This is a genomic window from Pseudooceanicola nanhaiensis DSM 18065, from assembly GCF_000688295.1.
Classification (GTDB): Bacteria; Pseudomonadota; Alphaproteobacteria; order Rhodobacterales; family Rhodobacteraceae; genus Pseudooceanicola; species Pseudooceanicola nanhaiensis.
In genome coordinates this window covers 1,469,437-1,492,052 of record NZ_JHZF01000011.1, presented here as the reverse complement: position 1 = coordinate 1,492,052, position 22,616 = coordinate 1,469,437, and the positions used below count along the sequence as shown (strand labels likewise).

General features: G+C 68.3%; 24 protein-coding genes. 9 read left to right on the top strand and 15 right to left on the bottom strand.

Annotated features, from left to right (window positions below; translation table 11 throughout):
* The first annotated feature begins 9 nt into the window (after positions 1-9).
* The 3 genes from Q344_RS0108290 (at position 10) to Q344_RS0108280 (ending at position 3,905) form a co-directional block, all read left to right on the top strand.
* Complete coding sequence (locus tag Q344_RS0108290) at positions 10-570, top strand: class I SAM-dependent methyltransferase (protein ID WP_028286278.1); 561 nt, start codon at positions 10-12, stop codon at positions 568-570.
* Positions 571-708: 138 nt separating this feature from the next.
* Positions 709-3,588, top strand: coding sequence for an excinuclease ABC subunit UvrA (uvrA, locus tag Q344_RS0108285; protein ID WP_028286277.1), 2,880 nt, complete (start codon positions 709-711; stop codon positions 3,586-3,588).
* Between the two features lie 71 nt (positions 3,589-3,659).
* Positions 3,660-3,905 carry a hypothetical protein gene (locus Q344_RS0108280; protein ID WP_229669151.1) on the top strand — a complete coding sequence of 82 codons (246 nt, stop codon included), beginning with the start codon at positions 3,660-3,662 and terminating at the stop codon, positions 3,903-3,905.
* Positions 3,906-3,910: 5 nt separating this feature from the next.
* On the opposite strand, the gene Q344_RS0108275 is transcribed toward Q344_RS0108280, so the two are convergent.
* The 6 genes from Q344_RS0108275 to Q344_RS0108250 all read right to left on the bottom strand — a co-directional run bounded on the left by Q344_RS0108275 (position 3,911) and on the right by Q344_RS0108250 (position 9,432).
* Positions 3,911-4,321 carry a hypothetical protein gene (locus tag Q344_RS0108275; RefSeq protein ID WP_156954647.1) on the bottom strand — a complete coding sequence of 137 codons (411 nt, stop codon included), beginning with the start codon at positions 4,319-4,321 and terminating at the stop codon, positions 3,911-3,913.
* Positions 4,318-4,710, bottom strand: a complete 393-nt coding sequence (locus tag Q344_RS0108270) for a hypothetical protein (protein WP_028286274.1) — start codon at positions 4,708-4,710, stop codon at positions 4,318-4,320. The genes Q344_RS0108275 and Q344_RS0108270 overlap by 4 nt, the downstream gene beginning before the upstream one ends.
* A 90-nt stretch (positions 4,711-4,800) precedes the next feature.
* Entirely contained in the window at positions 4,801-5,673 is an 873-nt protein-coding gene (gene mmsB / locus Q344_RS0108265) for a 3-hydroxyisobutyrate dehydrogenase (protein ID WP_028286273.1), read from the bottom strand.
* A 25-nt stretch (positions 5,674-5,698) separates the two neighbouring features.
* Positions 5,699-6,730, bottom strand: coding sequence for an enoyl-CoA hydratase/isomerase family protein (locus Q344_RS0108260; protein WP_028286272.1), 1,032 nt, complete (start codon positions 6,728-6,730; stop codon positions 5,699-5,701).
* Positions 6,727-7,869: an acyl-CoA dehydrogenase family protein gene (locus tag Q344_RS0108255; RefSeq protein WP_028286271.1), complete on the bottom strand. Its 1,143-nt coding sequence runs from the start codon at positions 7,867-7,869 to the stop codon at positions 6,727-6,729. The genes Q344_RS0108260 and Q344_RS0108255 overlap by 4 nt, the downstream gene beginning before the upstream one ends.
* A 63-nt stretch (positions 7,870-7,932) precedes the next feature.
* The gene (locus tag Q344_RS0108250; RefSeq protein ID WP_028286270.1) at positions 7,933-9,432 is read right to left on the bottom strand and encodes a CoA-acylating methylmalonate-semialdehyde dehydrogenase; all 1,500 of its coding nucleotides are present in this window, start codon (positions 9,430-9,432) and stop codon (positions 7,933-7,935) included.
* A 103-nt stretch (positions 9,433-9,535) separates the two neighbouring features.
* On the opposite strand from Q344_RS0108250, the gene Q344_RS0108245 reads away from it, so the two are divergent.
* The 3 genes from Q344_RS0108245 (at position 9,536) to coaD (ending at position 11,528) form a co-directional block, all read left to right on the top strand.
* Complete coding sequence (locus Q344_RS0108245) at positions 9,536-10,426, top strand: LysR family transcriptional regulator (RefSeq protein WP_028286269.1); 891 nt, start codon at positions 9,536-9,538, stop codon at positions 10,424-10,426.
* 70 nt (positions 10,427-10,496) lie between these two features.
* The gene (locus tag Q344_RS0108240; RefSeq protein WP_028286268.1) at positions 10,497-10,931 is read left to right on the top strand and encodes a CBS domain-containing protein; all 435 of its coding nucleotides are present in this window, start codon (positions 10,497-10,499) and stop codon (positions 10,929-10,931) included.
* Between the two features lie 99 nt (positions 10,932-11,030).
* Complete coding sequence (gene coaD, locus Q344_RS0108235) at positions 11,031-11,528, top strand: pantetheine-phosphate adenylyltransferase (RefSeq protein WP_028286267.1); 498 nt, start codon at positions 11,031-11,033, stop codon at positions 11,526-11,528.
* Between the two features lie 3 nt (positions 11,529-11,531).
* Here the strand turns inward: coaD and Q344_RS0108230 are convergent, their stop codons facing one another.
* The 3 genes from Q344_RS0108230 to gap (Q344_RS0108220) form a co-directional block, all read right to left on the bottom strand.
* On the bottom strand, positions 11,532-12,488 hold the full coding sequence (locus tag Q344_RS0108230; RefSeq protein ID WP_028286266.1) for an alpha/beta fold hydrolase: 957 nt from the start codon (positions 12,486-12,488) through the stop codon (positions 11,532-11,534).
* A 51-nt stretch (positions 12,489-12,539) separates the two neighbouring features.
* A complete protein-coding gene (locus Q344_RS26350; RefSeq protein ID WP_028286265.1) occupies positions 12,540-12,683 on the bottom strand; it encodes a hypothetical protein in 144 nt (47 codons plus the stop codon).
* A gap of 65 nt (positions 12,684-12,748) precedes the next feature.
* On the bottom strand, positions 12,749-13,753 hold the full coding sequence (gene gap / locus Q344_RS0108220; protein ID WP_028286264.1) for a type I glyceraldehyde-3-phosphate dehydrogenase: 1,005 nt from the start codon (positions 13,751-13,753) through the stop codon (positions 12,749-12,751).
* 157 nt (positions 13,754-13,910) lie between these two features.
* Here gap (Q344_RS0108220) and Q344_RS0108215 point away from each other — a divergent pair, with 157 nt between their 5' ends.
* The gene (locus Q344_RS0108215) at positions 13,911-14,924 is read left to right on the top strand and encodes a serine hydrolase domain-containing protein (protein ID WP_036538491.1); all 1,014 of its coding nucleotides are present in this window, start codon (positions 13,911-13,913) and stop codon (positions 14,922-14,924) included.
* A 139-nt stretch (positions 14,925-15,063) separates the two neighbouring features.
* Here the strand turns inward: Q344_RS0108215 and gap (Q344_RS0108210) are convergent, their stop codons facing one another.
* From gap (Q344_RS0108210) to tkt, 4 genes are all read right to left on the bottom strand, one after another.
* A complete protein-coding gene (gene gap / locus Q344_RS0108210) occupies positions 15,064-16,068 on the bottom strand; it encodes a type I glyceraldehyde-3-phosphate dehydrogenase (RefSeq protein ID WP_028286262.1) in 1,005 nt (334 codons plus the stop codon).
* Between the two features lie 213 nt (positions 16,069-16,281).
* Positions 16,282-17,220: a D-2-hydroxyacid dehydrogenase gene (locus Q344_RS23470; RefSeq protein WP_051630399.1), complete on the bottom strand. Its 939-nt coding sequence runs from the start codon at positions 17,218-17,220 to the stop codon at positions 16,282-16,284.
* Between the two features lie 121 nt (positions 17,221-17,341).
* Entirely contained in the window at positions 17,342-18,550 is a 1,209-nt protein-coding gene (locus Q344_RS0108200; RefSeq protein ID WP_028286261.1) for a PQQ-dependent sugar dehydrogenase, read from the bottom strand.
* 98 nt (positions 18,551-18,648) lie between these two features.
* On the bottom strand, positions 18,649-20,664 hold the full coding sequence (gene tkt, locus Q344_RS0108195; RefSeq protein WP_028286260.1) for a transketolase: 2,016 nt from the start codon (positions 20,662-20,664) through the stop codon (positions 18,649-18,651).
* A 239-nt stretch (positions 20,665-20,903) separates the two neighbouring features.
* Between tkt and Q344_RS0108190 the strand changes: the two genes are divergently transcribed.
* A complete protein-coding gene (locus Q344_RS0108190; protein WP_028286259.1) occupies positions 20,904-21,425 on the top strand; it encodes a hypothetical protein in 522 nt (173 codons plus the stop codon).
* Positions 21,425-21,817 carry a cell division protein ZapA gene (locus Q344_RS0108185; RefSeq protein WP_028286258.1) on the top strand — a complete coding sequence of 131 codons (393 nt, stop codon included), beginning with the start codon at positions 21,425-21,427 and terminating at the stop codon, positions 21,815-21,817. Before Q344_RS0108190 ends, Q344_RS0108185 begins: the two co-directional genes overlap by 1 nt.
* Positions 21,818-21,946: 129 nt before the next feature.
* Here the strand turns inward: Q344_RS0108185 and grxD are convergent, their stop codons facing one another.
* A complete protein-coding gene (gene grxD, locus Q344_RS0108180; protein WP_028286257.1) occupies positions 21,947-22,309 on the bottom strand; it encodes a Grx4 family monothiol glutaredoxin in 363 nt (120 codons plus the stop codon).
* Between the two features lie 19 nt (positions 22,310-22,328).
* Positions 22,329-22,562: a BolA/IbaG family iron-sulfur metabolism protein gene (locus tag Q344_RS0108175; protein ID WP_028286256.1), complete on the bottom strand. Its 234-nt coding sequence runs from the start codon at positions 22,560-22,562 to the stop codon at positions 22,329-22,331.
* Positions 22,563-22,616: the final 54 nt, after the last annotated feature.

The following is a 22,616-nucleotide window of genomic DNA, read 5'->3' as shown; positions in this document are numbered from 1 at the left end:
GGCGCCTTGGTGGCCAGCGTCAACCGAATCGTCATGAACAAGGCCGCGCGGATCGGCATCCGCGCGCTCGGGCCCGAGACGCTGGATGCCTGCGAGATCTCGGGCAAATGGGGCCGCCAGTTCGGATTCCGAAGCTACGAGGCCTTCCATTTTCCCGAACACGACATCTGCGCGGGCCCCTTCCTCGACGCCGAGGGCGCGCCCAGGCAATTCGACCTGATCATCGCGAACCAGGTCTGGGAACACCTCGACCGGCCCTATGGCGCGCTCGGCAACGTGCTGAAGATGCTCAGGAAAGGCGGGCATTTCTTCATCGCCGTGCCGTTCTACATCCCCTACCACGGGGCGCCCGTCGACTGCTCGCGCTGGTCCGCGCGCGGCCTGCGCAACCTGCTGATCGAGGGCGGCTTCCCCGAGGCGGGGATCGCGGCGGACGAATGGGGCAACCGCCACGCGGCGGCCCGGAACCTCGAGCCGAAATGGCCGCCCGAATATGACGAGGCGTCCGACCGGCTTGAGAACGAGCCGGGATTTCCTATCTGTAGTTGGGCCTTCGCACGGAACCTCTGACCGCGATTGCTGCAATGCCGCGTTGTTTTGGCAGGAAGCTGACAGCAGAAGCGAATGTTTTCGCTTTGTTCTCACTTTCCGGTTGGATCGCAGGGCGGCTTCCACTATTTCTTAACCCATTGCGGATCCGGGGTGGCCATGGCTGAGCTCAAGCACATCGAAGTGCGCGGCGCGCGCGAGCATAATCTCAAGAACATCGACGTGGACATTCCCCGCGATGAGCTTGTCGTCATCACCGGGCTCTCGGGCTCGGGCAAGTCCTCGCTCGCCTTCGACACGATCTATGCGGAGGGGCAGCGGCGCTATGTCGAGAGCCTCTCGGCCTATGCCCGCCAGTTCCTCGACATGATGGAGAAGCCGGACGTCGACCATATCTCGGGTCTCTCGCCCGCGATCTCGATCGAGCAGAAGACGACCTCGAAGAACCCGCGGTCGACGGTCGGGACGGTCACCGAGATCTACGACTACCTCCGCCTGCTCTTCGCCCGTGCCGGGACGCCCTATTCCCCCGCAACCGGCCTGCCCATCGAGGCGCAGCAGGTGCAGGACATGGTCGACCGCGTCATGGCGATGGAGGAGGGGACCCGCGCCTACCTTCTCGCGCCGATGATCCGCGACCGGAAGGGGGAATACCGCAAGGAATTCGCAGAGCTCCGCAAGCAGGGCTTCCAGCGGGTGAAGGTGGACGGCGCCTTCTACGAGCTGGACGAGCCGCCGACGCTGGACAAGAAGTTCCGCCATGACATCGACGTGGTGGTCGACCGGATCGTCGTGCGCGAGGGGATGGAGACCCGGCTGGCGGATTCGTTCCGCACCGCGCTCGACCTCGCCGACGGGATCGCGGTGCTGGAAACCGCGCCGGCCGAGGGCGATCCGGAGCGGTTCACCTTCTCCGAGAACTTCGCCTGCCCGGTGAGCGGCTTCACCATCCCCGAGATCGAACCGCGGCTCTTCTCGTTCAACGCCCCCTTCGGCGCCTGCCCGGAATGCGACGGGCTGGGCGTGGAGCTTTTCTTCGACGAGCGCCTCGTGGTGCCCGACGCGGCGCTGCGCATCGCGGATGGTGCGCTCGCGCCCTGGCGGAAGGGGAAGTCGCCCTATTTCCTCCAGACGATCGAGGCCATCGCCAAGCATTACGAATTCGACCCCAAGACCAGGTGGAAGGACCTGCCGGCCCATGTGCAACAGGTCTTCCTGCACGGCTCGGGCGATGAGGAGATCCTCTTCCGCTACGACGAGGGCGGCCGCGTCTACCAGGTGTCGCGCAGCTTCGAGGGGGTGATCCCCAACATGGAGCGGCGCTATCGCGAGACGGATTCGAACTGGGTCCGGGAGGAATTCGAGCGTTACCAGAACAACCGGCCCTGCCACGCCTGCAACGGCTACCGGCTGAAGGACGAGGCGCTGGCGGTGCAGATCGGCCCCGCGAAGGACCGCGAGGGCCGGATGCATATCGGGCAGGTCGTGCAGCTGTCGATCCGCGAGGCGCTCGACTGGATCGAGACCGCGCCGGAGCACCTGAGCCAGCAGAAGAACGAGATCGCCCGCGCGATCCTGAAGGAGATCCGCGAGCGGCTCGGCTTCCTGAACAACGTGGGGCTCGAATACCTGACCCTGTCGCGCGCCTCCGGGACCCTTTCGGGCGGCGAGAGCCAGCGGATCCGGCTGGCCTCCCAGATCGGCTCGGGGCTGACGGGCGTGCTCTACGTGCTGGACGAACCCTCGATCGGTCTGCACCAGCGGGACAACGGGCGGCTGCTCCAGACGCTGAAGAACCTGCGCGACCAGGGCAACACCGTGATCGTCGTCGAACACGACGAGGAGGCGATCCGCGAGGCGGATTACGTCTTCGACATCGGTCCGGGGGCAGGGGTCCACGGCGGCCAGGTCATCGCGCACGGCAAGCCCGGCGAGATCGCGGCGGACCCGAAGAGTCTGACGGGCCAATACCTTGCCGGAACGCGGGAGATCGCGGTGCCGGACAAGCGCCGGAAGGGGAACAAGAAGAAGATCACCGTGGTGAAGGCCAACGGGAACAACCTGCACGACGTGACCGCCGACTTCCCGCTGGGCAAGTTCGTCTGCGTGACGGGCGTCTCGGGCGGCGGCAAGTCGACGCTGACCATCGAGACCCTGTTCAAGACGGCCTCCATGCGGCTCAACGGCGCGCGGCAGACGCCCGCGCCCTGCGAGACGATCAAGGGGCTGGAACATCTCGACAAGGTCATCGACATCGACCAGCGGCCGATCGGGCGGACCCCGCGGTCGAACCCCGCGACCTATACCGGCGCCTTCACCCCGATCCGCGACTGGTTCGCCGGCCTGCCCGAGGCGAAGGCGCGCGGCTACAAGCCCGGGCGCTTCAGCTTCAACGTGAAGGGCGGCCGCTGCGAGGCCTGCCAGGGCGACGGCGTCATCAAGATCGAGATGCACTTCCTGCCGGACGTCTATGTCACCTGCGAGACCTGCCACGGCGCGCGCTACAACCGCGAGACGCTGGAGGTGAAGTTCAAGGGCAAGTCCATCGCGGATGTCCTTGATATGACGGTGGAAGACGCGCAGGAGTTCTTTGCCGCCGTGCCCTCGATCCGCGAGAAGATGGATGCGCTGGTCCGCGTCGGGCTCGGCTACATCAAGGTCGGCCAGCAGGCGACCACGCTCTCGGGCGGGGAGGCGCAGCGGGTGAAGCTGTCGAAGGAGCTGTCGAAACGCTCCACCGGCCGGACGCTCTACATCCTCGACGAACCGACCACGGGTCTGCATTTCGAGGACGTGCGCAAGCTTCTCGAGGTGCTGCACGAGCTGGTGGACCAGGGGAACTCCGTCGTGGTGATCGAGCACAATCTCGACGTCATCAAGACCGCCGATCACCTGATCGACATCGGCCCCGAAGGCGGCGACGGAGGCGGCAGGATCGTCGCCACCGGCACGCCCGAGGAGGTGGCCGAGGTCGAGGCCTCGCACACCGGGCGCTATCTGAAGCCGATGCTCAAATCGGCCAAGGTGGCGGCGGAATGATGCCTGCGGCCCGGTGAACCGCCGGGCCGGGTTCCGCGTTGAGGGATGAACCTGAACGGAGGAACGACATCATGGTGGGACGTATGGTGAAACGAATCGCGCTTGGCGTGCTCGTCACCGTCATCGCGCGACAGGTGGCCGGGGCGCTCAGCGGCAACCGGCCCGGCAGATTGCCGGCCAATTCGGCGAAAGGCGATAACCTGCGGATCCGCGATGCGGGCCGCGACGAGATGCGGGATCCGCCCCGCAGATGGGATCGCGTGGACGAGGAAAACGACGAGAGCTTCCCCGCCAGCGATCCGCCGGCGAACTACTGACAGGGTCAGTAGCGCACCGGCATATGGTCGTTCACCCGGTCGATGACTGTCCGGGTGAACATGTCGGCCCGGTAGATCTCGTAACCGACACGGAAATAGGTCCAGCCGTCGCGCGGCGCCGGCAGGCGGTAGCGGGAGCGGTTGAACAGAACCGTGACCCCGTCGGGCAACCTGTCGCCGGGCGACAGAACCGGCGCGTCGGGAATGGTCTTCACGCCCTGTGCCTTGCGGAAATGGCCGGAGAGGGAGCCCCCTCCGGCCATGTCGCGGTCATCCGCGGCGCCGAAGCCGCTTCCCGCCGTCACGCAGCGCGCCTCGCCGACCTGCATCCTGCAGGCGGCCCGGGACGCGGTCGCGCCGACAGCGAAGGCCGTCAGCGCGACCCCGAGGATGATCCATCGCCTGTGACGACTCATCCGCCGAGGATCGCCGACACCAGCCCGACCAGCGCGAGCACCTGGTTGGTTTCGCGGTCCACGCGGATCACGTAATCGTCGGCGCGGTAATAGGTCCCGTAGGGGTCGAGCCCGTAGCGGCCCGGATCCCGGATGAGCACCACGTTGTCGTAATCGACGATCCGGTCGCCGACCCGATACCGGTAGTCGTCGGCGCGGGTGTCCTTCTTGGCGAGCCCGGGCGGACGGCAGCCGTTGCCCTTCTTCGCAAGGCCCGGCGGGCAGAACGAGGCCTCGGACTGGCCGTGGCCCTTGAACTTGTGCCCCTTGCCCTTTCCGCCGGGGTCGGCGAGGGCCGGGGTAGCGATGACGGCAAGGGCCGCGATCGCGAGTGCTGGACGCATCTTCATGTCGATCTCCTGCTCATGTCCACTCGGTGTGACTTTTCACGCATTCAACGACAGGCATCCATAGCAGGTTCCCTCGGCCTTCGGCGGGATTCAGCCACGTCCCCGTTTTTCGAACCGCGGCAGCATGGCGCTGAAATCGCGCCCCGCGCCGTCCTCCTGTTCGACGAAGCGCGCGTAGAGCTCCATTGCCGCCTGGCCCATGGGGGTGTCCGCATCCGCCGTCTCGGCCGCCTGCTGCGACAGGCGCAGGTCCTTGAGCATCAGGTCGGCGGCGAAGCCCGGCTTGTAGCCGTTGTCAGCCGGCGATTGCGGACCGATGCCGGGGGCGGGGCAGTAGGCGTTCATCGACCACGAATAGCCCGAGGAGGTCGAGACCACGTCGAACATCGCCTGCCGGTCGAGCCCCAGCTTGTCGGCCAGCGCGAAGGCCTCGCAGGTCACGATCATCGTCGCGCCGAGGATCATGTTGTTGCAGATCTTCGCCGCCTGCCCGTTGCCCGAGGGGCCGCAATGCACGGCCTTCTGGCCCATGATGTCGAAGAGCGGCTTCGCCTTGGCGAAGGCCGCGTCCGAGCCGCCCACCATGAAGGTGAGCGTGCCGCCCTGCGCGCCGCCGATGCCGCCCGAGACAGGGGCGTCAAGCGGCAGGAGCCCAGCCTTTTCAGCGGCATCCGCGACGGACCTCGCGCTCTCCACGTCGACGGTGGAGCAGTCGAGGAAGACGCTGCCGGTGTGCATGGCGGGGATGACGTCCTCTGCCACCGCCCGCAGGATCGCGCCGTTCGGCAGCATCGTGATCACCACGTCCCGCCCGGCGGCCGCCTCGGCGGCCGAGGCGGCGCGGGTGACGCCCTCGATCTCGACATCCGCGGTGTCGAAACCGGTGACCGCGTGGCCCGCCTTTGCAAGGTTGGCGGACATCGGGCCGCCCATGTTGCCGAGGCCGATGAATCCGATCTGCATGAAGTGTCCTCCCTAAATGCCTGTCTCAGAAGGCGAGCTCGTCGTGGCCGAGCGGTGCGAGCATCGCCTCCGCCTCGGAGTGCAGGCTCTCAAGCCGGTGTTTCCACTGCGGGTTGCGGTCCCGGTCGATGATCTGCGCGCGGATCCCCTCGAGGAAATCGCCGTGCTCCATCGCCCGCGCGGTGAAACGGTATTCCAGCCTCAGCGCCTCGCGGATCCCCGCGGCCGAGCGGCGAAGCTCGGCCAGAAGCTCGAGCGTCGCGGCCATCGAGATCGGCGAGTTGCGGCGGAGCGCCTTCAACGCGCTCAGTGCGAAATCGGAGCCGTCCGCCTCGAGCGCCGCGACGATGGCGGGCAGGTCGGGCTGGCCGAAGATCGCGTCGATGCGGTCCTGCCGCTCGGCCAGGGCCGCCTCGGGCGCGATGATCGCGGCCGTCTGGATGGCGGAAAGATCGCCTGTCTCGACCAGCGCGGTCTTCAGCGCCTCCCAGCCCTCCTCGGGAATGTAGGTATCCGCGAAACCGGCCCGGATCGCATCGGCCCCGCCCATGCGGTCCGTGGTGAGCCCGAGGTATTCGCCCAGCCGCCCGGGCGCGCGGGCCAGCAGCAGGGAACCGCCCACGTCCGGCACCAGCCCGATGCCGCATTCCGGCATGGCAATGCGGGTGCTGTCGCCGACGATCCGGTGCGAGGCATGGCAGCCGAGGCCGACCCCGCCGCCCATGACGAAGCCCTGCAGGAAGGCGACGATGGGCTTGCGATACTCCGCGAGCCGCGCGTTCATCCGGTATTCATCGCGCCAGAAGGTGCGTCCGTAGTCGTAATCCCCCGCACGGCCCTTGTCGTAGAGCGTCTGGATGTCGCCGCCGGCGCAGAAGGCCTTTTCGCCCTCCGCGTCCATCATCACGAAGGCCACGCCCGGATCTCCCGCCCAGTCGTTCAGGGCGGCGTCCACGGCCATCGCCATCTCGTAGGACAGCGCGTTCAGCGCCTTGGGCCGGGTGAGGGTGATCCGCCCGGCGGGGCCCTCACGGCGGATATGGATGTGGTCGCTCATCGGGCCGCCAGCATATGGCGGGCGGTGATCAGGCGCATGATCTCGTTGGTGCCTTCGAGGATCTCGTGGACCCGGAGGTCACGCACCAGTTTCTCGATCCCGTAGTCCGCAAGGTAGCCGTAGCCGCCGTGGAGCTGGAGGCACTGGTTGACGATCCGGCTCCCGGCCTCGGTGACGAATTTCTTGGCCATGGCGCAGAACTTGGTGGCATCCGGCGCGCCGCTGTCGAGCTTCCATGCCGCCTGCCGCAGGAAGGTGCGGGCGGCCTGCAGCTCGATCTCCATGTCGGCGAGGCGGAACTGCAGCGCCTGGAACTGGTCGATGCTCTGCCCGAAGGCCTTGCGCTCGCCCATGTAATCCAGCGTTGCGTCGAGCGCCGCCTGCGCGGCCCCGAGCGAGCAGGCCGAGATGTTGAGCCGCCCGCCGTCGAGCCCCATCATCGCATAAGTGAAACCCTTGCCCTCTTCACCGATCAGGTTGCCCGCAGAAATGTCGCAATTGTCAAACTGGACCTGGCGCGTCGGCTGGCTCCGCCAGCCCATCTTGTCCTCGAGCCCGCCGAACGACAGCCCCCCGGTGCCGTCCTCGACGTAGAGCGTCGAGACGCCCTTGGGCCCCGCGTCGCCGGTCCGCGCCATCACCACGTAGGCGTCGGAATATCCGCCGCCCGAGATGAAGGCCTTGGTGCCGTTCAGCCGGTAGCCCTCGTTCGTCCGCTCGGCGCGCGTCTTCAGCGCGGCGGCGTCCGAGCCCGAGCCGGGTTCCGTCAGGCAATAGGAGAGCACCGTCTCCATGGTGAGCACCCTGGGCATCACCCGGCCCCGCAGCTCGTCGCTCGCGAAGCTGTCGAGCATCCGCGCGCACATGTTGTGGATCGACAGGAACGCCGCGACCGAGGGGCAGGCCATCGACAAGGCCTCGAAGACCAGTGTCGCGTCGAGCCGCGTCAGCCCCGCGCCGCCGTGCTCCTCCGAGACGTAGAGCCCGCCGAAGCCCAGTTCGCCGACCTGCGGCCAAAGCTCCTTCGGAATGTTGCCCTCGCGCTCCCAGGTGCGGGCATTGGGGGCGATCTTCTCCTGCCCAAAGGAGTAGGCCATGTCGAAGATGGCCTCCTGTTCCTCGTTCAACGCGAAATCCATCGCGATCCTCCTCCTCCTCCGGGAAAGGGTGGGCCGGGTTCGGACCCGGCCCGCCCCCGTGCGTCAGTCCATCGGCTTGAAGTGGAACTCCCCGCCTTCCTTGAGGCCCGAGGGCCAGCGGGCGGTGACGGTCTTGGTCCGGGTGTAGAACCGGAAACTGTCCGTGCCGTGCTGGTTCAGGTCGCCGAAGACCGATTTCTTCCAGCCGCCGAAGGTGTGATAGGCCAGCGGCACCGGGATCGGGACGTTCACGCCGACCATGCCGATGTTGATCCGGCTCGCGAAGTCGCGGGCGGTGTCGCCGTCGCGGGTGAAGATCGCGGTGCCGTTGCCGTATTCATGATCCATCGCGAGGCCGAGCGCCTCTTCGTAGGAGCCCGCGCGCACGGTCGTGAGGACCGGGCCGAAGATCTCCTTGCGGTAGATGTCCATGTCGGGCGTCACCTTGTCGAAGAGGTGCGGGCCGACGAAGAAGCCGTCCTCGTAGCCCTGGAGCTTGAAGTCGCGCCCGTCGACCACCAGCTCGGCGCCCTGGTCGACACCGGATTGCACGAGCTTGAGGATGTTCTCCTTCGCGGCGGCGGTGACGACGGGGCCGTAGTCCACGTCGTTGCCGGCGGTATAGGGGCCGACCTTCAGCTTCTCGATCCGCGGCACCAGCTTCTCGATCAGCCGGTCCGCGGTTTCCTCGCCCACGGGCACGGCGACCGAGATCGCCATGCAGCGTTCGCCCGCGGCGCCATAGCCCGCGCCGACCAGCGCGTCGGCGGCCTGGTCCATGTCGGCGTCCGGCATGATGATCATGTGGTTCTTCGCGCCACCAAAGCACTGGACGCGCTTTCCGGCCGCGCAGCCGCGGGAATAGATGTATTCCGCGATCGGGGTGGAGCCCACGAAGCCGATCGACTGGATCACCGGGTGGTCGAGCAGGGCATCGACCGCCTCCTTGTCGCCGTTGACGACCTGCAGCACGCCCTTCGGCAGGCCCGCTTCCTCGAGCAGTTCGACCAGCATCAGCGGCACCGAGGGATCACGTTCTGAGGGCTTCAGGATGAAGGCGTTGCCACAGGCGAGCGCCGGGGCGAACATCCACATCGGGATCATGGCGGGGAAGTTGAACGGCGTGATGCCCGCACAGACGCCGAGCGGCTGGCGCATGGAGTACATGTCGATGCCCGGACCCGCACCGTCGGTGTATTCGCCCTTCAGCAGGTGCGGCGCGCCGATGCAGAACTCGACCACCTCGAGGCCCCGCTGCACATCGCCTGCCGCATCCGGCAGGGTCTTTCCGTGCTCGCGCGACAGCGCCTCGGCCAGCTTGTCCATGTCGCGGTTCAGCAGGTCCACGAACTTCATCAGCACCCGCGCCCGGCGCTGCGGGTTCATCGCCGCCCATTCGGGCTGGGCCTGCGCCGCGATCTCGACGGCGGTTCCGATCTCGTCGGCAGAGGCCAGCGGCACCTTCGCCTGCACTTCGCCCGTGGCGGGGTTCATGACGTCGGCGAAGCGGCCGGACGCCCCCTTCACATGGGCGCCGTCGATGTAATGGCTGAGTTCCTGCATGGCATCCTCCGTTCAGGTTGGCGCCATCCTAGGCTTGCATATTCCGGGCCGGAAGGGGAAAGCTGGCAAAAGCGCTTTGCAAAAACGCAAAGGGAAGGGGCCGTTGCACTGGGATGATCTGAAGATTTTCCTCGCCGTCGCGCGGGAGGAGAGCCTGTCCGGGGCCGGCAAGCGCCTCAAGCTCGACCCCGCCACCGCGGGCCGCCGCATCGCGCGGCTGGAGGAGGAGCTGGGCGCGACGCTCTTCGCCAAGTCGCCGCAGGGCTATGCTCCGACCGAGGCCGGCCAGCGCCTGCTGCCCCACGCGGAACTGGCCGAACAGGCGATTTTCTCGGCCGAGGAGGACATCCGCGGCCAGTCGGGCCAGCTCTCCGGCCAGATCCGGCTGGGCGCGCCGGACGGGGTGGCGAACTTCCTGCTGCCGCAGGTCTGCAGCGCCATCGTGGAGCGGAACCCCGACCTCGACGTGCAGATCGTCGCGCTGCCGCGGCTCTTCAACCTGTCACGGCGCGAGGCGGACATGGCGATCACCGTCTCGCCGCCGACCGCGGGTCGGCTGACGGTGCAGAAGGTCAGCGACTACCGGCTGCACCTCGCCGCCTCGCAGCGCTATCTCGACCGCGCGCCGCCGATCGAGAGAACGGCCGACCTGCGCGGCCACCGGATGATCGGCTACATCCCCGACATGATCTTCGACAAGGAGCTCGACTACCTCGGAGAGCTGGGCATCGACCGGGTCTCGCTCGCCTCCAACTCGGTCGCGGTGCAGTTCAACTGGATCCGGCAGGGCGGGGGGCTGGGCATCGTCCACGATTTCGCGCTGCCCTCGGCCAAGGGGGTGCGCAAGGTGCTGGAGGGGGCGATCTCGCTCACCCGGACGTTCTATCTGGTGCGCCATGTCGACGACACGCGGCTCGAGCGGATGAACCGTTTCGCGACGGCGCTGACGGATGGACTCCGGCGCGAAATCGCGAGGTTGGAGGGAGTTGCTTGACAGATTGTCGCAGGTGGGTGAGCCTGAGATCTCCGGTGGGAGGAGCCGGAATCCCTAGGGAGACACTGCCATGCTGGTCCAACAGATCCTGAGTTCCAAAAGCAGCGACACCGTCGTGACCGCGTCCCCCGGGACGTCGATAACCGAGGTGCTGGGGCTCTTGTCAGAGCACAGGATCGGCGGCGTGGTGGTGTCTTCCGACGGAACCCGCATCGACGGCATCCTGTCCGAGCGCGACATCGTCCGGGCGCTGGCCGCCCGCGGGCCGTCCTGCCTCGAGCAGCAGGCCTCGGCACTGATGACGCCGGACCCGGTCTGCTGCGCGCGGGACGACACCGCCGACAGCGTGCTGGAGCGCATGACCGAGGGGCGGTTCCGCCACATGCCGGTGGTGCAGGACGGCAAGCTGGCCGGGATCGTGACCATCGGCGACGTCGTGAAGGCCCGGCTGAGCGAGCTGTCCTTCGAGAAGACGGCGCTCGAAGGCATGATCATGGGCCACTAGGCCAGCCGATTTCGCGCATGTGAACCGCCCCCGGGGGGCCTTGCATTCCGTCATGCAATATTGTTGCGTGCCGCGAAGTCACATCTTGCGGAGACAGCCATGCGCATCGGCCTCTATCCCGGCACCTTCGATCCGATCACCCTCGGGCATATCGACATCATCCGCCGCGGGGCCGCACTGGTCGACCGGCTGGTCATCGGGGTGGCGATCAACCGCGACAAGGGTCCGCTCTTCGACCTCGAGGAACGGGTGGAGATGATCGAATCCGTCTGCGCCAAGCTGTCGGAGGAGACCGGGACCGAGATCGTCGCCCATCCCTTCGAGAACCTCCTGATCCACTGCGCCCATGACGTCGGCGCCCAGATCATCGTGCGCGGCCTGCGCGCGGTGGCCGATTTCGAATACGAATACCAGATGGTCGGGATGAACCGCGTGCTCGACCGCAACGTCGAGACGGTCTTCCTGATGGCCGAGGCGAAGCACCAGGCGATCGCCTCGAAACTGGTCAAGGAAATCGCGCGTCTCGACGGCGACGTCTCGAGCTTCGTCACGCCCGAGGTGCGCGAGCGTCTGCTCGCAAAGCTCGGCAAAGCCTGAGGATCAGCTCAGCGCCCGGCTCGCGCGGCGGATGAACGCCGCGCTTTCCTTGGGCCGGGTGACCGGCAGCATGTGGCCCGCGCCCTCCACCAGTTCCAGACCGATCTGGGGATGCCGCGCCACCAGGCGGCCGCCGTGGTAGCCGTGATCGAGGATGCGGTCCTCGGTCCCGTAGAGGATGCGCACCGGCACCCGCAGGTTGGCATATTGGCGCGCCATGGCGGGCAGGTCGGTGCCCGATCCCGCGAAATCCCGGCTGGTCTCGATGAAATGCGAGGGGCGGAGCGACAGCAGCCCGCCGCCCTTCACGAGGTAATCGTCCGGCACCGGCTCCGGCCCGAAGATCAGCTCGACCACCGGCTCGGGCCGGCGGATCATCGTGGGCACGGCGAAGGTCCAGCCCACGAAGCGCCGCAGCAGGTCGGAGGAGATGGCGAGCCCCGCGAAGGCCTCGGAATACTCCTCGACCGGCAGCGTCAGGGGCGCGAGCAGCGCCAGCCCCCGGATCGGCACCCGCCCGCGCAGCGCCAGGCCGAGCGCGATCGCGCCGCCCAGCGAATGGCCCACGACGAGCGGGCGGTCGAGCCTGAGCTTGGTGATCGCCTCCTCGACCATCGCGGCCTGTGCCCCGACGGTGGTGGAGCAGGGCCATTTGCGTGTCGAATACCCCATCCCGGGCCGGTCGATCACCGTCACCCGGTGATCCCGCGCGAGGTCGTCCAGAAGCCCGGTGTCGAAATTGCCCATCTGGCCGCCGAGCCCGTGAATCATCAGAATGTCCGGGCCGGAGCCGCAGGTCAGGTAATGCAGCTTGCCGCAGGAGAGCTGCAGGAAGGCCCCGCGCGGCGGCACGACCTTTTCCACCTCGATCTTCTTCGCGAGGCTGTAGATCGCGAGGCCGCCCAGCAGGAGGACGGCAAGGCCGATGGCGACAAGCAGGGCAATCGTGACGGTGTCCATGCCGGGCACTTCCTTCCACTCGGGCCGGCAGGGCGCGCGGCCCCGACATGGTTATCGCCAGAAGGCCATCCATTCAATCATGTCGGCGAATTTCCGGGCGAGAAACAGGGTGTTGCTCCAGTCGAAGAGCAAGGCGTCGGCGCCGAGGAACAGGGCGACGGCAAGCCCGATGGCGATGGCGATCTGGTTGGTCATGCTCTGCCCGGTCCGAGGTGCCTCCCGGCTATGCCCGAGCGGCGGGGGCCGATCAAGCCCGGGCCTCAGCCCGGCAGCTTGCCCATCACCGCCGCCACGTCCGCCATCCGGCAGGAGAAGCCCCATTCGTTGTCGTACCAGGCGAGCACGCGGACCATGGTGCCGTCCATCACCCGGGTCTGATCCGTCGCGAAGGTGGCCGAGGCCGGCATGTGGTTGAAATCGGACGAGACGAGCTTGTCCTCCGTCACGTCCAGCACGCCCTTGAGCGGACCCGCGGCCGCGGCGCGGATGGCGGCGTTGATCTCCTCGGCATCGGTGGCGCGCGCCGCCTCGAAGGTCAGGTCGATGCAGGAGACGTTGGGCGTCGGCACCCGGATCGCCACGCCGTCGAGCCTGCCGTCGAGCTCCGGCAGGACCAGCCCAACGGCCCGCGCCGCGCCGGTCGAGGTCGGGATCATCGACAGCGCCGCGGCCCGCGCGCGGTAGAGGTCCTTGTGCCCGGTGTCGAGCGTGGGCTGGTCGCCGGTGTAGGAATGCACCGTGGTCATGAAGCCCCTGGTGATACCCACGGCCTCGTGCAGCACCTTGGCCACGGGGGCGAGGCAGTTCGTCGTGCAGGAGGCGTTCGAGACGACGCGGTCCTCGGCCCTGAGCGTCGCCTCGTTCACCCCGAAGACGACCGTCCGGTCCGCACCCTTGCCGGGGGCCGAGATCAGGACACGGCCCGCACCGGTCTCGAGGTGCCGCGCGGCCTTGTCCCGCTCGGTGAAGATGCCGGTGCATTCCAGCACGATGTCGACGTCCTTCCACGGCAGGGCCGCCTGGTCGCGCTCCGCGGTCACCCGGATCGGGCCGCGGCCGACGTCGATGCCGCCGTCCGAGACGGTCACCTCGGCCGGGAAGCGCCCGTGCACGCTGTCGTAGCGCAGCAGGTGCGCGTTGGTCTCGACCGGCTGAAGATCGTTGATCGCCACGACCTCGAGGTCGCGGCGGTCCTGTTCGACGATGGCGCGCAGCACGTTGCGCCCGATGCGTCCGAATCCGTTGATGGCGAGGGTGGTGGTCATGGCGCGGTCCTCCCGACGGTCAGGTTAGCGCTAACAATCTCCGCGGGAGCATACGCCGCGCCGTCCAAAGGTCAACCACGACGCGCACACGCGGAAGTGAGGCGTCGCAGGCGCCGCGGCGCTTGATAGGGGGGCGGGGCGGTGCATCCTCCTGTGGATGACAGATCTCCGCCCATGGACCCGCCGCGCCGCGCTTGGCGGCGGCCTCGCCGCAGCCGGCCTCGCCACCACGCCGATCCGCGCCCGATCCTCGGGCTGGGGGCAGGTGGCGGAGGCCGCCCGCCGTCTCGACCAGCTGCACGCCATCCTCGTCGCACAGGGCGGAGAGACCGTCCTGGCCGAGGCGCCGCGCGGCCCCGGGCTCGACCGCGCGGCCAATGTGAAATCGGTCTCCAAGACCATCGTCGCGTTGCTCACCGGCATCGCCATCGACCGCGGCGCGATCCCGGGCGTCAGGGCGCGGCTCGGCGAGATCGCGCCGCGGCTGATCCCGCAAGGGGCCGACCCGCGCGTGGCCGCGCTCACGGTCGAGGACCTCGTGACCATGCGCGCGGGGCTGGAGCGGACCTCGGGCCCGAACTACGGCGCCTGGGTCGCGAGCGGGAACTGGGTCGCCGATGCGCTCTCGCGCGACTTCGTGGCCGAGCCGGGCGGGCGGATGCTCTATTCCACCGGCTCGTTCCACGTGCTCGGCGCCGCTCTCTCGGCGGCGACCGGCCGCTCCCTGCTCGACCTGGCCCGGGACTGGCTGGCCGATCCGCTCGACATCGCCATCCCGCCCTGGACCCGCGATCCCCAGGGGCGCTACATGGGCGGGAACGAGATGGCGCTCTCACCCCGCGCGCTCCTCCGGATCGGAGAGATGGTGCGGCAGGACGGCGTGTGGAACGGCACCCGGGTGGTCGGTGCCGACTGGCTCTCCCGCAGCTTCGAGCCGCGCGCGCGCTCGCCCTGGTCGGGTCTCGGCTACGGCTACGGCTGGTTCCTCGGCGGCCAGGGCGCCGACCGTTTCGCGCTGGCCCGCGGCTACGGCGGCCAGATCCTCTGCGTCGTGCCGGGCCGCGCGATCACGGTGGCCATCACCTCCGATCCGACACGCCCCGCCCGCTCCGAAGGCTATTTCGGCGACCTGATGGACCTCATCCGAGGCCCCGTCCTCGCCGCCGCCTGATCCCGGCCAGCTTCCTCTTGCCAAAAATATCCCGGGGGAGTCGCCGCAGGCGACGGGGGCAGCGCCCCCGTCAACGCGCGCAAAGCAAAACGCCCCGCCGGCAGGGGCGGGGCGTCTCGACCTGCCGCGCGGCAGGAGATCAGTGGATCAGCCGGCCCATGGCCGCGGCCACGTCGGCCATCCGGCAGGAGAAGGCCCATTCGTTGTCGTACCACGCCAGCACGCGGACGAGCCGCTTGCCGGTGACCTTGGTCTGGTCCGGGGCGAAGATCGAGCTGTGCTCGGTGTGGCAGAAATCGACCGAGACCTTGGGCTCGGGATCGTAGGCCATGACCGCGCCCATGTGGCCGGCGACCGCCTCGCGGACGACCTCGTTCACGTCGGCCTCGGTCACGTCCTTCATGGCGACGAAGGTCAGGTCCACGGCCGAGACGTTGGGCGTCGGCACCCGGATGGCGGAGCCGTCGAGCCGGCCCTTCATCTCGGGCAGCACCTCGCCGAGCGCCTTGGCGGCGCCGGTCGAGGTCGGGATCATCGACATCGCGGCGGCGCGGGCGCGGTAGAGATCGCCGTGCCGCCGGTCCAGCGTCGGCTGGTCGCCGGTGTAGGAATGGATCGTCGTCATGATGCCGCTCTCGATCCCGATGCCCTCGTGCAGGACCTTGGCAAGCGGGGCGAGGCAGTTCGTCGTGCAGGACCCGTTCGAGATCATCGTGTCGGTCGATTGCAGCGCGCGGTGGTTCACGCCGTAGACGACGGTCTTCTGCACGTTCTTTGCGGGCGCGGAGATCAGCACCTTCTTGGCGCCGCGCTCGAGGTGGACCTTCGCCTTCTCGCCGTCGTTGAACTTGCCGGTGCATTCCAGCACGACGTCGACGCCGGACCAGTCGAGCTCGGCCGGATCGTAGGTCGAGAAGACCTCCATCGGCCCGCGGCCCAGGTCCATGGTGTTGCCCTCGGTCTTCACGGTGCCGCCGAAGCGGCCGTGCACGCTGTCGTAGCGCAGCAGATGCGCGTTCGTCTCGATCGGGCCGGTGGCGTTCAGCTTGACGACCTGCACGTCGTTGCGGGCGCTCTCCGCGATATGCGCCAGCGTGCAGCGGCCGATGCGGCCAAAGCCATTGATGCCAATCGTGACGGTCATTGGGGCAGCTCCTGAATGGGATTTCGAGAGGTCTATAGCCGGGAAATAGGGCAAAAAGGAAGGCTGATAAGGCCCGAATATCAATGTGTTAGCGATAACTTCCGGGAGGGCCCCCGATGGTGGCGCTAACCCCTCCGCCGCAGCCCGCGCGAGATGCGGCGCACCCGCCCCGTGTCGGGCGGGTGATTCACCCCCGTCGAGGGCCGGAGCGGCTCAGCGGACGCGGTTGCGGAGCCCTTCGGCGCCCTGCGTTTCCCACGCCTCGAGGTTGCCCGCGACGATCGGGGCGGCCTGCTGCGGATAGCGGTCCGAGGCGCCGCCGATATGCGGGGTGACGATGACGTTCTCCATGTCCCAGAACGGGCTCTCGCCCGGCAGCGGCTCCACGTCGAAGACGTCGAGGCCGGCGCCCGCGATGGTGCCGTCCGAAAGTGCTGCGATCAGCGCGGCCTCGTCCACCACCGGGCCACGGCCCATGGAGACGAGATACCCGTCCGGCCCGAGCGCCCTGAGCACCTCCGCGTTGACGATGCCGCGGCTGCGGTCGGTCAGGGGGGCGAGGACGCAGAGGAAATCCGCCTCGGCCGCCGCCTCGGCAAGCCGGTCGTAGGGGTAGATGCGGGCGACGCCGTCCATCTCGCTCCGCCCGTCCGAGACGCCGGTGATCTCCATCCCGAAGGGCAGGGCGCGGGCGATCAGCTCTTCCGCGATGGCGCCCAGCCCGAGGATGCAGAGCCGCTTGCCGACCAGCGTGGTGACCTTCGTCCGTTTCCATGCGTGCTTCGCCTGGTTCTCGAGCGTTTTCCGCAGGTTGCGGGGCAGGGCCAGCATCAGGAGGATGGCCAGTTCGGTCATCTGCGGCCCGTGTGCGCCCGAGAGGGAGGTCAGCGGCACATCCGGCAGCCCCTCGACCCGCTGGATGTGGTCGGTCCCGGCCGAGAGCGCCTGGATCCACTTCAGTTTCGGCATCGCCGCGATGAGCTCGGGCTTGAAGGAGCTGCCCATGGTGATGAGCACCTCGGCCTCGCCCGCGAGCGGGATCGCTTCGTCGGCGGTGTCCGCCGCAGAGATCTGCGCGTCGGGCCTCAGCGCCTTGATCGCATCGGCGAAGCTCTGGGCATTGGGGGCGATGAGAAGGGCTTTGACGGGCATGGTGCATCCTGTTGTCGCGAATCCGCGCCATCCTAGGCGCAGGGACGCCGGGGTCCAGATCAGGCCCGCCCTCCGCAGGAACGAAATGGCCGGACCCGCGGGCCCGGCCTGTTCCCTGGGCTCAGCTGTCGCCGCCGGTCGAGATCCGCAGGAGCTGCCCGTCCTCGAAATCGGTCAGCACCAGCAGCGAGCCGTCGTCGTCCACCGCGATGTCGCGGACGCGGCCCACGTCGCGGGCGAGCCGCTCCTCGGCGACCACCTTGCCGTCCTCCATCTCGAGCCGGACGATCCCGCCCGGGTAGAGCGAGGAGATCAGCAGGTCGCCGTTCCAGTCCGCGAACATCTCGCCGTCATAGGCGAGCATCCCGGCCGGCGCGATCACCGGGTCCCAGAAATAGACCGGCTGTTCCATCCCCTCCTGTTGCGCCTCGCCGGAGCCGACGGGATTGCCGGAATATTGCTCGCCATAGGAGATGACCGGCCAGCCATAGTTCTTCCCGGCCTCGGTCAGGTTCAGCTCGTCGCCGCCCTTGGGGCCGTGTTCGATGGTCCAGAGCGTGTCATCCATCATCAGCGCGCCCTGGATGTTGCGGTGGCCGTAGCTGAAGATCGTGTCGATGGCACTGTCGTCGCCGACGAAGGGATTGTCCTCGGGCGCCTCGCCGTCGAGCGTGATCCGCACGACCTTGCCGAAGGTGGTGCCGAGGTCCTGCGCCAGCTGCCGGTTCTCCTGCGTGAAATGCTCGCCCGTGGTGACGAAGGCGTGGCCGTTCCCGTCGAAGAGGATGCGCGAGCCGAAGTGCATCGGCGCGTCCACCGCGGGCTCCTGCACGAAGATGTCGGTGACGTCGGTCAGTTCAGTCATGTCCTCGTTCAGCCGGCCCTTGGCCGCGGCGGTGACGACGCCGCCCTCGACGGGCTTCGCGTAGGTCCAGAAGACCATGCGGTCATTGGCGAAATCGGGCCCGAGCGCCACGTCGAGCAGCCCGCCCTGTTCGCGGGCGTCGACCTCGGGCAGGCCGCCGATCGGGTCGGAGAGCGTGCCGTCCGCCGAGACATGGCGCAGCCGCCCTTCGCGTTCGGTCACGAGGTAGCCGCCGCCGTCGGGCAGCACCTCGATCCCCCAGGGATGGACCAGGCCGCCGACGATCGTCTCGCGCTCGGTCTCGATCCCGGAGGAGACGAGCTCGGCGCGGAACTGGCTGTCTTCGGCGGGGGCGAGGTCGGTGTTGCGTTCGCCCCATGTGAAGGTGGCGTCCTGCTGGGCGAGCGCCGGCATCGCGACGAGGGCGGTGGCGCCCGCGAGCAGGGTCAGGGTGCGTCTGGTCATGAATTCATCCTCCTGTTGGGTATCAGGAAGACAAACGCCCGCGCGAGGGCGGGCGTTCATTCACGGTTTCATCAGGCACGGTTTCATCAGGCGCGTGCTCAGAGCAGCGACTTGACCTTCGCGGCCACGGCTTCGGCGGTGATGCCGAAGTGCTCGTAGAGGACCTCGGCCGGGGCGGAGGCGCCGAAGCTGTCCATGCCGACGAAGCCCGCCTTGGCCTCGCGCCCGCGCTCGCCGCAGAGCCAGCGGTCCCAGCCCATGCGGACGCCCGCCTCGACCGCGACGCGGACGGGGCCCGCGGGCAGGACGCGGCGGCGGACGGCGTCGTCCTGCGCCTCGAAGAGCTCCCAGCAGGGCATGGAGACGACGCGGGTGCCGATGCCCTCGGCCTGCAGCAGGTCACGGGCGGCCATGGCGATCTCGACCTCGGAACCGGTGGCCATCAGGATCGCCTGCCGCTTGCCCTCGGCGTCGGCCAGGACATAGGCGCCCTGGGCGACCATGTTCTTCGTCTTGTGCTCTTTCCGCACGGTGGCGACGTTCTGACGGGTCAGCGACAGCACCGAGGGCGTGTCCTGCTGCGTCAGCGCGATCTCCCATGCCTCGGCGGTCTCGACCGTGTCGGCGGGGCGGAAGACCAGCATGTTCGGCGTCGCGCGCAGCATCGCCACATGTTCGACCGGCTGGTGCGTGGGGCCGTCCTCGCCCAGGCCGATGCTGTCGTGGGTCATCACGTAGACCACCGGCTGCTTCATCAGCGCCGAGAGCCGCATCGCGGGGCGGGCGTAATCGGTGAAGCACATGAAGGTGCCGGAATAGGGCCGGACCCCGCCGTGCAGCGCCATGCCGTTCATCGCCGCGGCCATGCCGTGTTCGCGGATGCCCCAGTGCACGAAGCGGCCCGCGCGGTTGTCGATGTCGAAGACGCCCAGATCGCCGGTCTTGGTGTTGTTCGAGCCGGTCAGGTCGGCCGAGCCGCCCACGGTTTCGGGCATGATCGGGTTCACCACCTCGAGCACCATCTCGGAGCTCTTCCGGGTGGCGACCTTGGGCGCGCTTTCCGAGACCTGCTTCTTCAGCGCACGGATCACCGACGAGAGCTTCTTCGGCGCCTCGCCTGCCATGATCCGGTGAATCTCGCCCTGCCGCCGTTCGGAGACGGACGAGAACCGCTCTTCCCAGGCGAAGCGCGCCTCGGCGCCGCGGCGGCCGGCCTCTTCCCATTTCGACTTGATCTCGCCCGGGATCTCGAAGGCGGGGGCGGTCCAGCCATAGACCTGCCGCGTGTCCTCGATCAGCTTCGGATCGGTCAGCGCGCCGTGGCCCTTGGAGGTGTCCTGCGCCGAGGAGCCGATCGCGATATGCGTCTTGCAGGCGATCATCGACGGCTTCTTGGAGCCCTTGGCCGCGGTGATGGCCGCGTCGATCGCCTCGGGGTCGTGGCCGTCGATTTCCTGCACGTGCCAGCCGGAGGCCTTGAAGCGCATCACCTGGTCGGTGCGGTCGGCGAGGTCGACCTTGCCGTCGATGGTGATCGAGTTGTTGTCCCAGAAGACGATCAGCTTCGACAGCTGGTGGCGGCCGGCAAGCCCGATCGCCTCCTGGCTGACGCCCTCCATCAGGCAGCCGTCGCCCGCGATGACATAGGTGTGGTGGTCGAAGACCCGCTTGCCGTAGCGCGCCCGCAGCATTTCCTCGGCCATGGCGAAGCCCACGGAATTCGCGATGCCCTGACCCAGCGGGCCGGTGGTCGTCTCGATCCCCTGGGCGAGGAAGTTCTCGGGGTGGCCCGCGGTGCGCGCGCCGAGCTGGCGGAAGTTTTTCAGCTCCTCGATCGGGAACTGCTCGTAGCCCGTCAGGTGCAGGAGCGAATAGACCAGCATGGAGCCGTGGCCCGCGGAGAGGATGAAGCGGTCGCGGTCGATCCAGTTCGGCGCCGCGGCGTCGAACTTCATGTGCTTGGTGAACAGCACCGTGGCGACGTCGGCCATGCCCATGGGCATCCCGGAATGCCCGGAATTGGCGGCGGCGACGGCGTCAAGCGTCAGCACGCGGATGGCGGTGGCCATGTCCCAGTGTTCGGGGTGGGCGTTGCGCAGGGCGGCGATGTCCATGGGGCGCGATCCTTGAGGTTTCTGGCAGCGGCAGTTGGGCCGCTCTTACCAGCCGGGCCCGGAATATCAAGGGCGCGCGCCGGGGGGCGGGCGGGAAACGGCGGGTCGGGGAACGCGGGGGCGATTGGATTGGGAAAGGTGAAACCATTGGTTAGACTGACACTTGTCGCAACGCCGGGCCGATTCGGTCCGGGCGCCTCCGCGGTGCGCGCGACGAAACGGAACAAGGGGAGCATGGCATGAACGACAGCGAGGCCCGTCTCGACGAGTTGCAGCGCCGGCTGACCGCGGCGCTCGACCGCATCGGACTGGGGATCGACGGCCTGGCAGCGGCGGGGCCCGAGGCGTCCGGCGCCGATCCGGACCGGATCGCGGCGCTGGAACAGGCGCTGGACGAAGAGCGGCTGGCCAATGCCCAGTTGCAGGAGCGCATCGCGACGCTGAAGGCCCGCCAGGACGAGGCCGCGGCCGGCGCGGACGAGGCGGCCGCCGGCCAGAAGGCCGCCATGGCGCAGCTCGACCGGGACCTGCAGCGGATGCGCATGGCGAACGAACAGCTGCGCGAAAGCAACCGTGCGCTGCGGCAGGCCAATGCAGAGGGCATCGGCGACGCGACGCTGGTCAACGACGGGCTGGCGGCCGAGCTCGAGGCGCTGCGCGCGGCCCACGCCGCGGACCGCAGCGAGGCCGAGGCGATCGTCGCGGCGCTGGCGCCCATGGTGCGCAACCAGGCGGGCGCGCCCGCGGAAGGAGACATCTGATGCCCGAGGTCGAGATCACCATCGGCGGCCGCCAGTTCGAGGTCGCCTGCGCCGAGGGCGAGGAACATTACCTCGTCGCCGCCGCCAAGATGCTGGACACCGAGGCCTCGGTCCTGACCGAGCAGATCGGCCGGCTGCCCGAGGCGCGGATGCTCCTGATGGCGGGCCTGATGCTGGCCGACCGCACCGCGGGGCTGGAAGACCGGCTGCGCGAGGCGGACGGCGAGATGGCCAAGGTCAAGGGCGAGCTGGAGACGCTGAAGGCCGCCCCCGCGCCCGAGCCGAAGCGCGTCGAGGTGCCCGTGGTGCCGGCGCGCGTCACCGACACGCTGGCGGAACTCGCCGCGCGGGCGGAAAGCATCGCCGACGAGGTCGAGAAGAAGGCGGGGTAGGGCGGCGCGGCCGGCCGGACGCCCGGCTCTGGCGCGGCATCTCCACAGGAGCAGCCGCACCGGCCTTCCGCAAATGAAAGAGCCGGGCTCCGCGGGACCCGGCTCCTTTCTTCTCGCCCCAGGAGGGCCTCAGGCGTTCGCCGCCCGGATCTTCTCGGCCGCGTCCTTGTCGTAGGCGATGCCGTTCGCCTCGAACAGCTGGTCGAGCTCGCCCGACAGCGTCATCTCGGTGATGATGTCGCAGCCGCCGACGAATTCGCCCTTCACGTAGAGCTGCGGGATCGTCGGCCAGTCCGAGTATTCCTTGATGCCCTGCCGGAGCTCTTCGTCCGCCAGCACGTTCACGTCGGCGAAGGTGACGCCCATGTAGTTGAGCACGCCCGCGACGCGGCTGGAGAACCCGCATTGCGGCATCTCCTTGGTGCCCTTCATGTAGAGCACCACGTCATTGGCTTTCACGGTCTCGTCGATCGAGGTCTTCACGTCGGTCATGTCGTTTCCTTTCCCCGCGTCACGGCGCCCGGGTGGTGAGCGCGAGCGCGTGCAATTCGCTGTGGGCCCCGTCCATGTGCCCCTTGAGCGCGGCATAGACGGCACGTTGCTGCTGGACGCGGTTCATGCCCCGGAAGCTTTCGTCGACGACCTCGGCCGAGAAGTGCCGGCCGTCCGCGCCCTCGACGGTGATCTGCGCGTTCGGAAAGCTTTCCCGGAGGAGGTCTTCGATTTCGTTGGCCTGGATGGGCATGGGCGTGTCCGGTATCTGTGTCTTCTGTCTGAACCTAGGTTCGCGGCGGGCGCG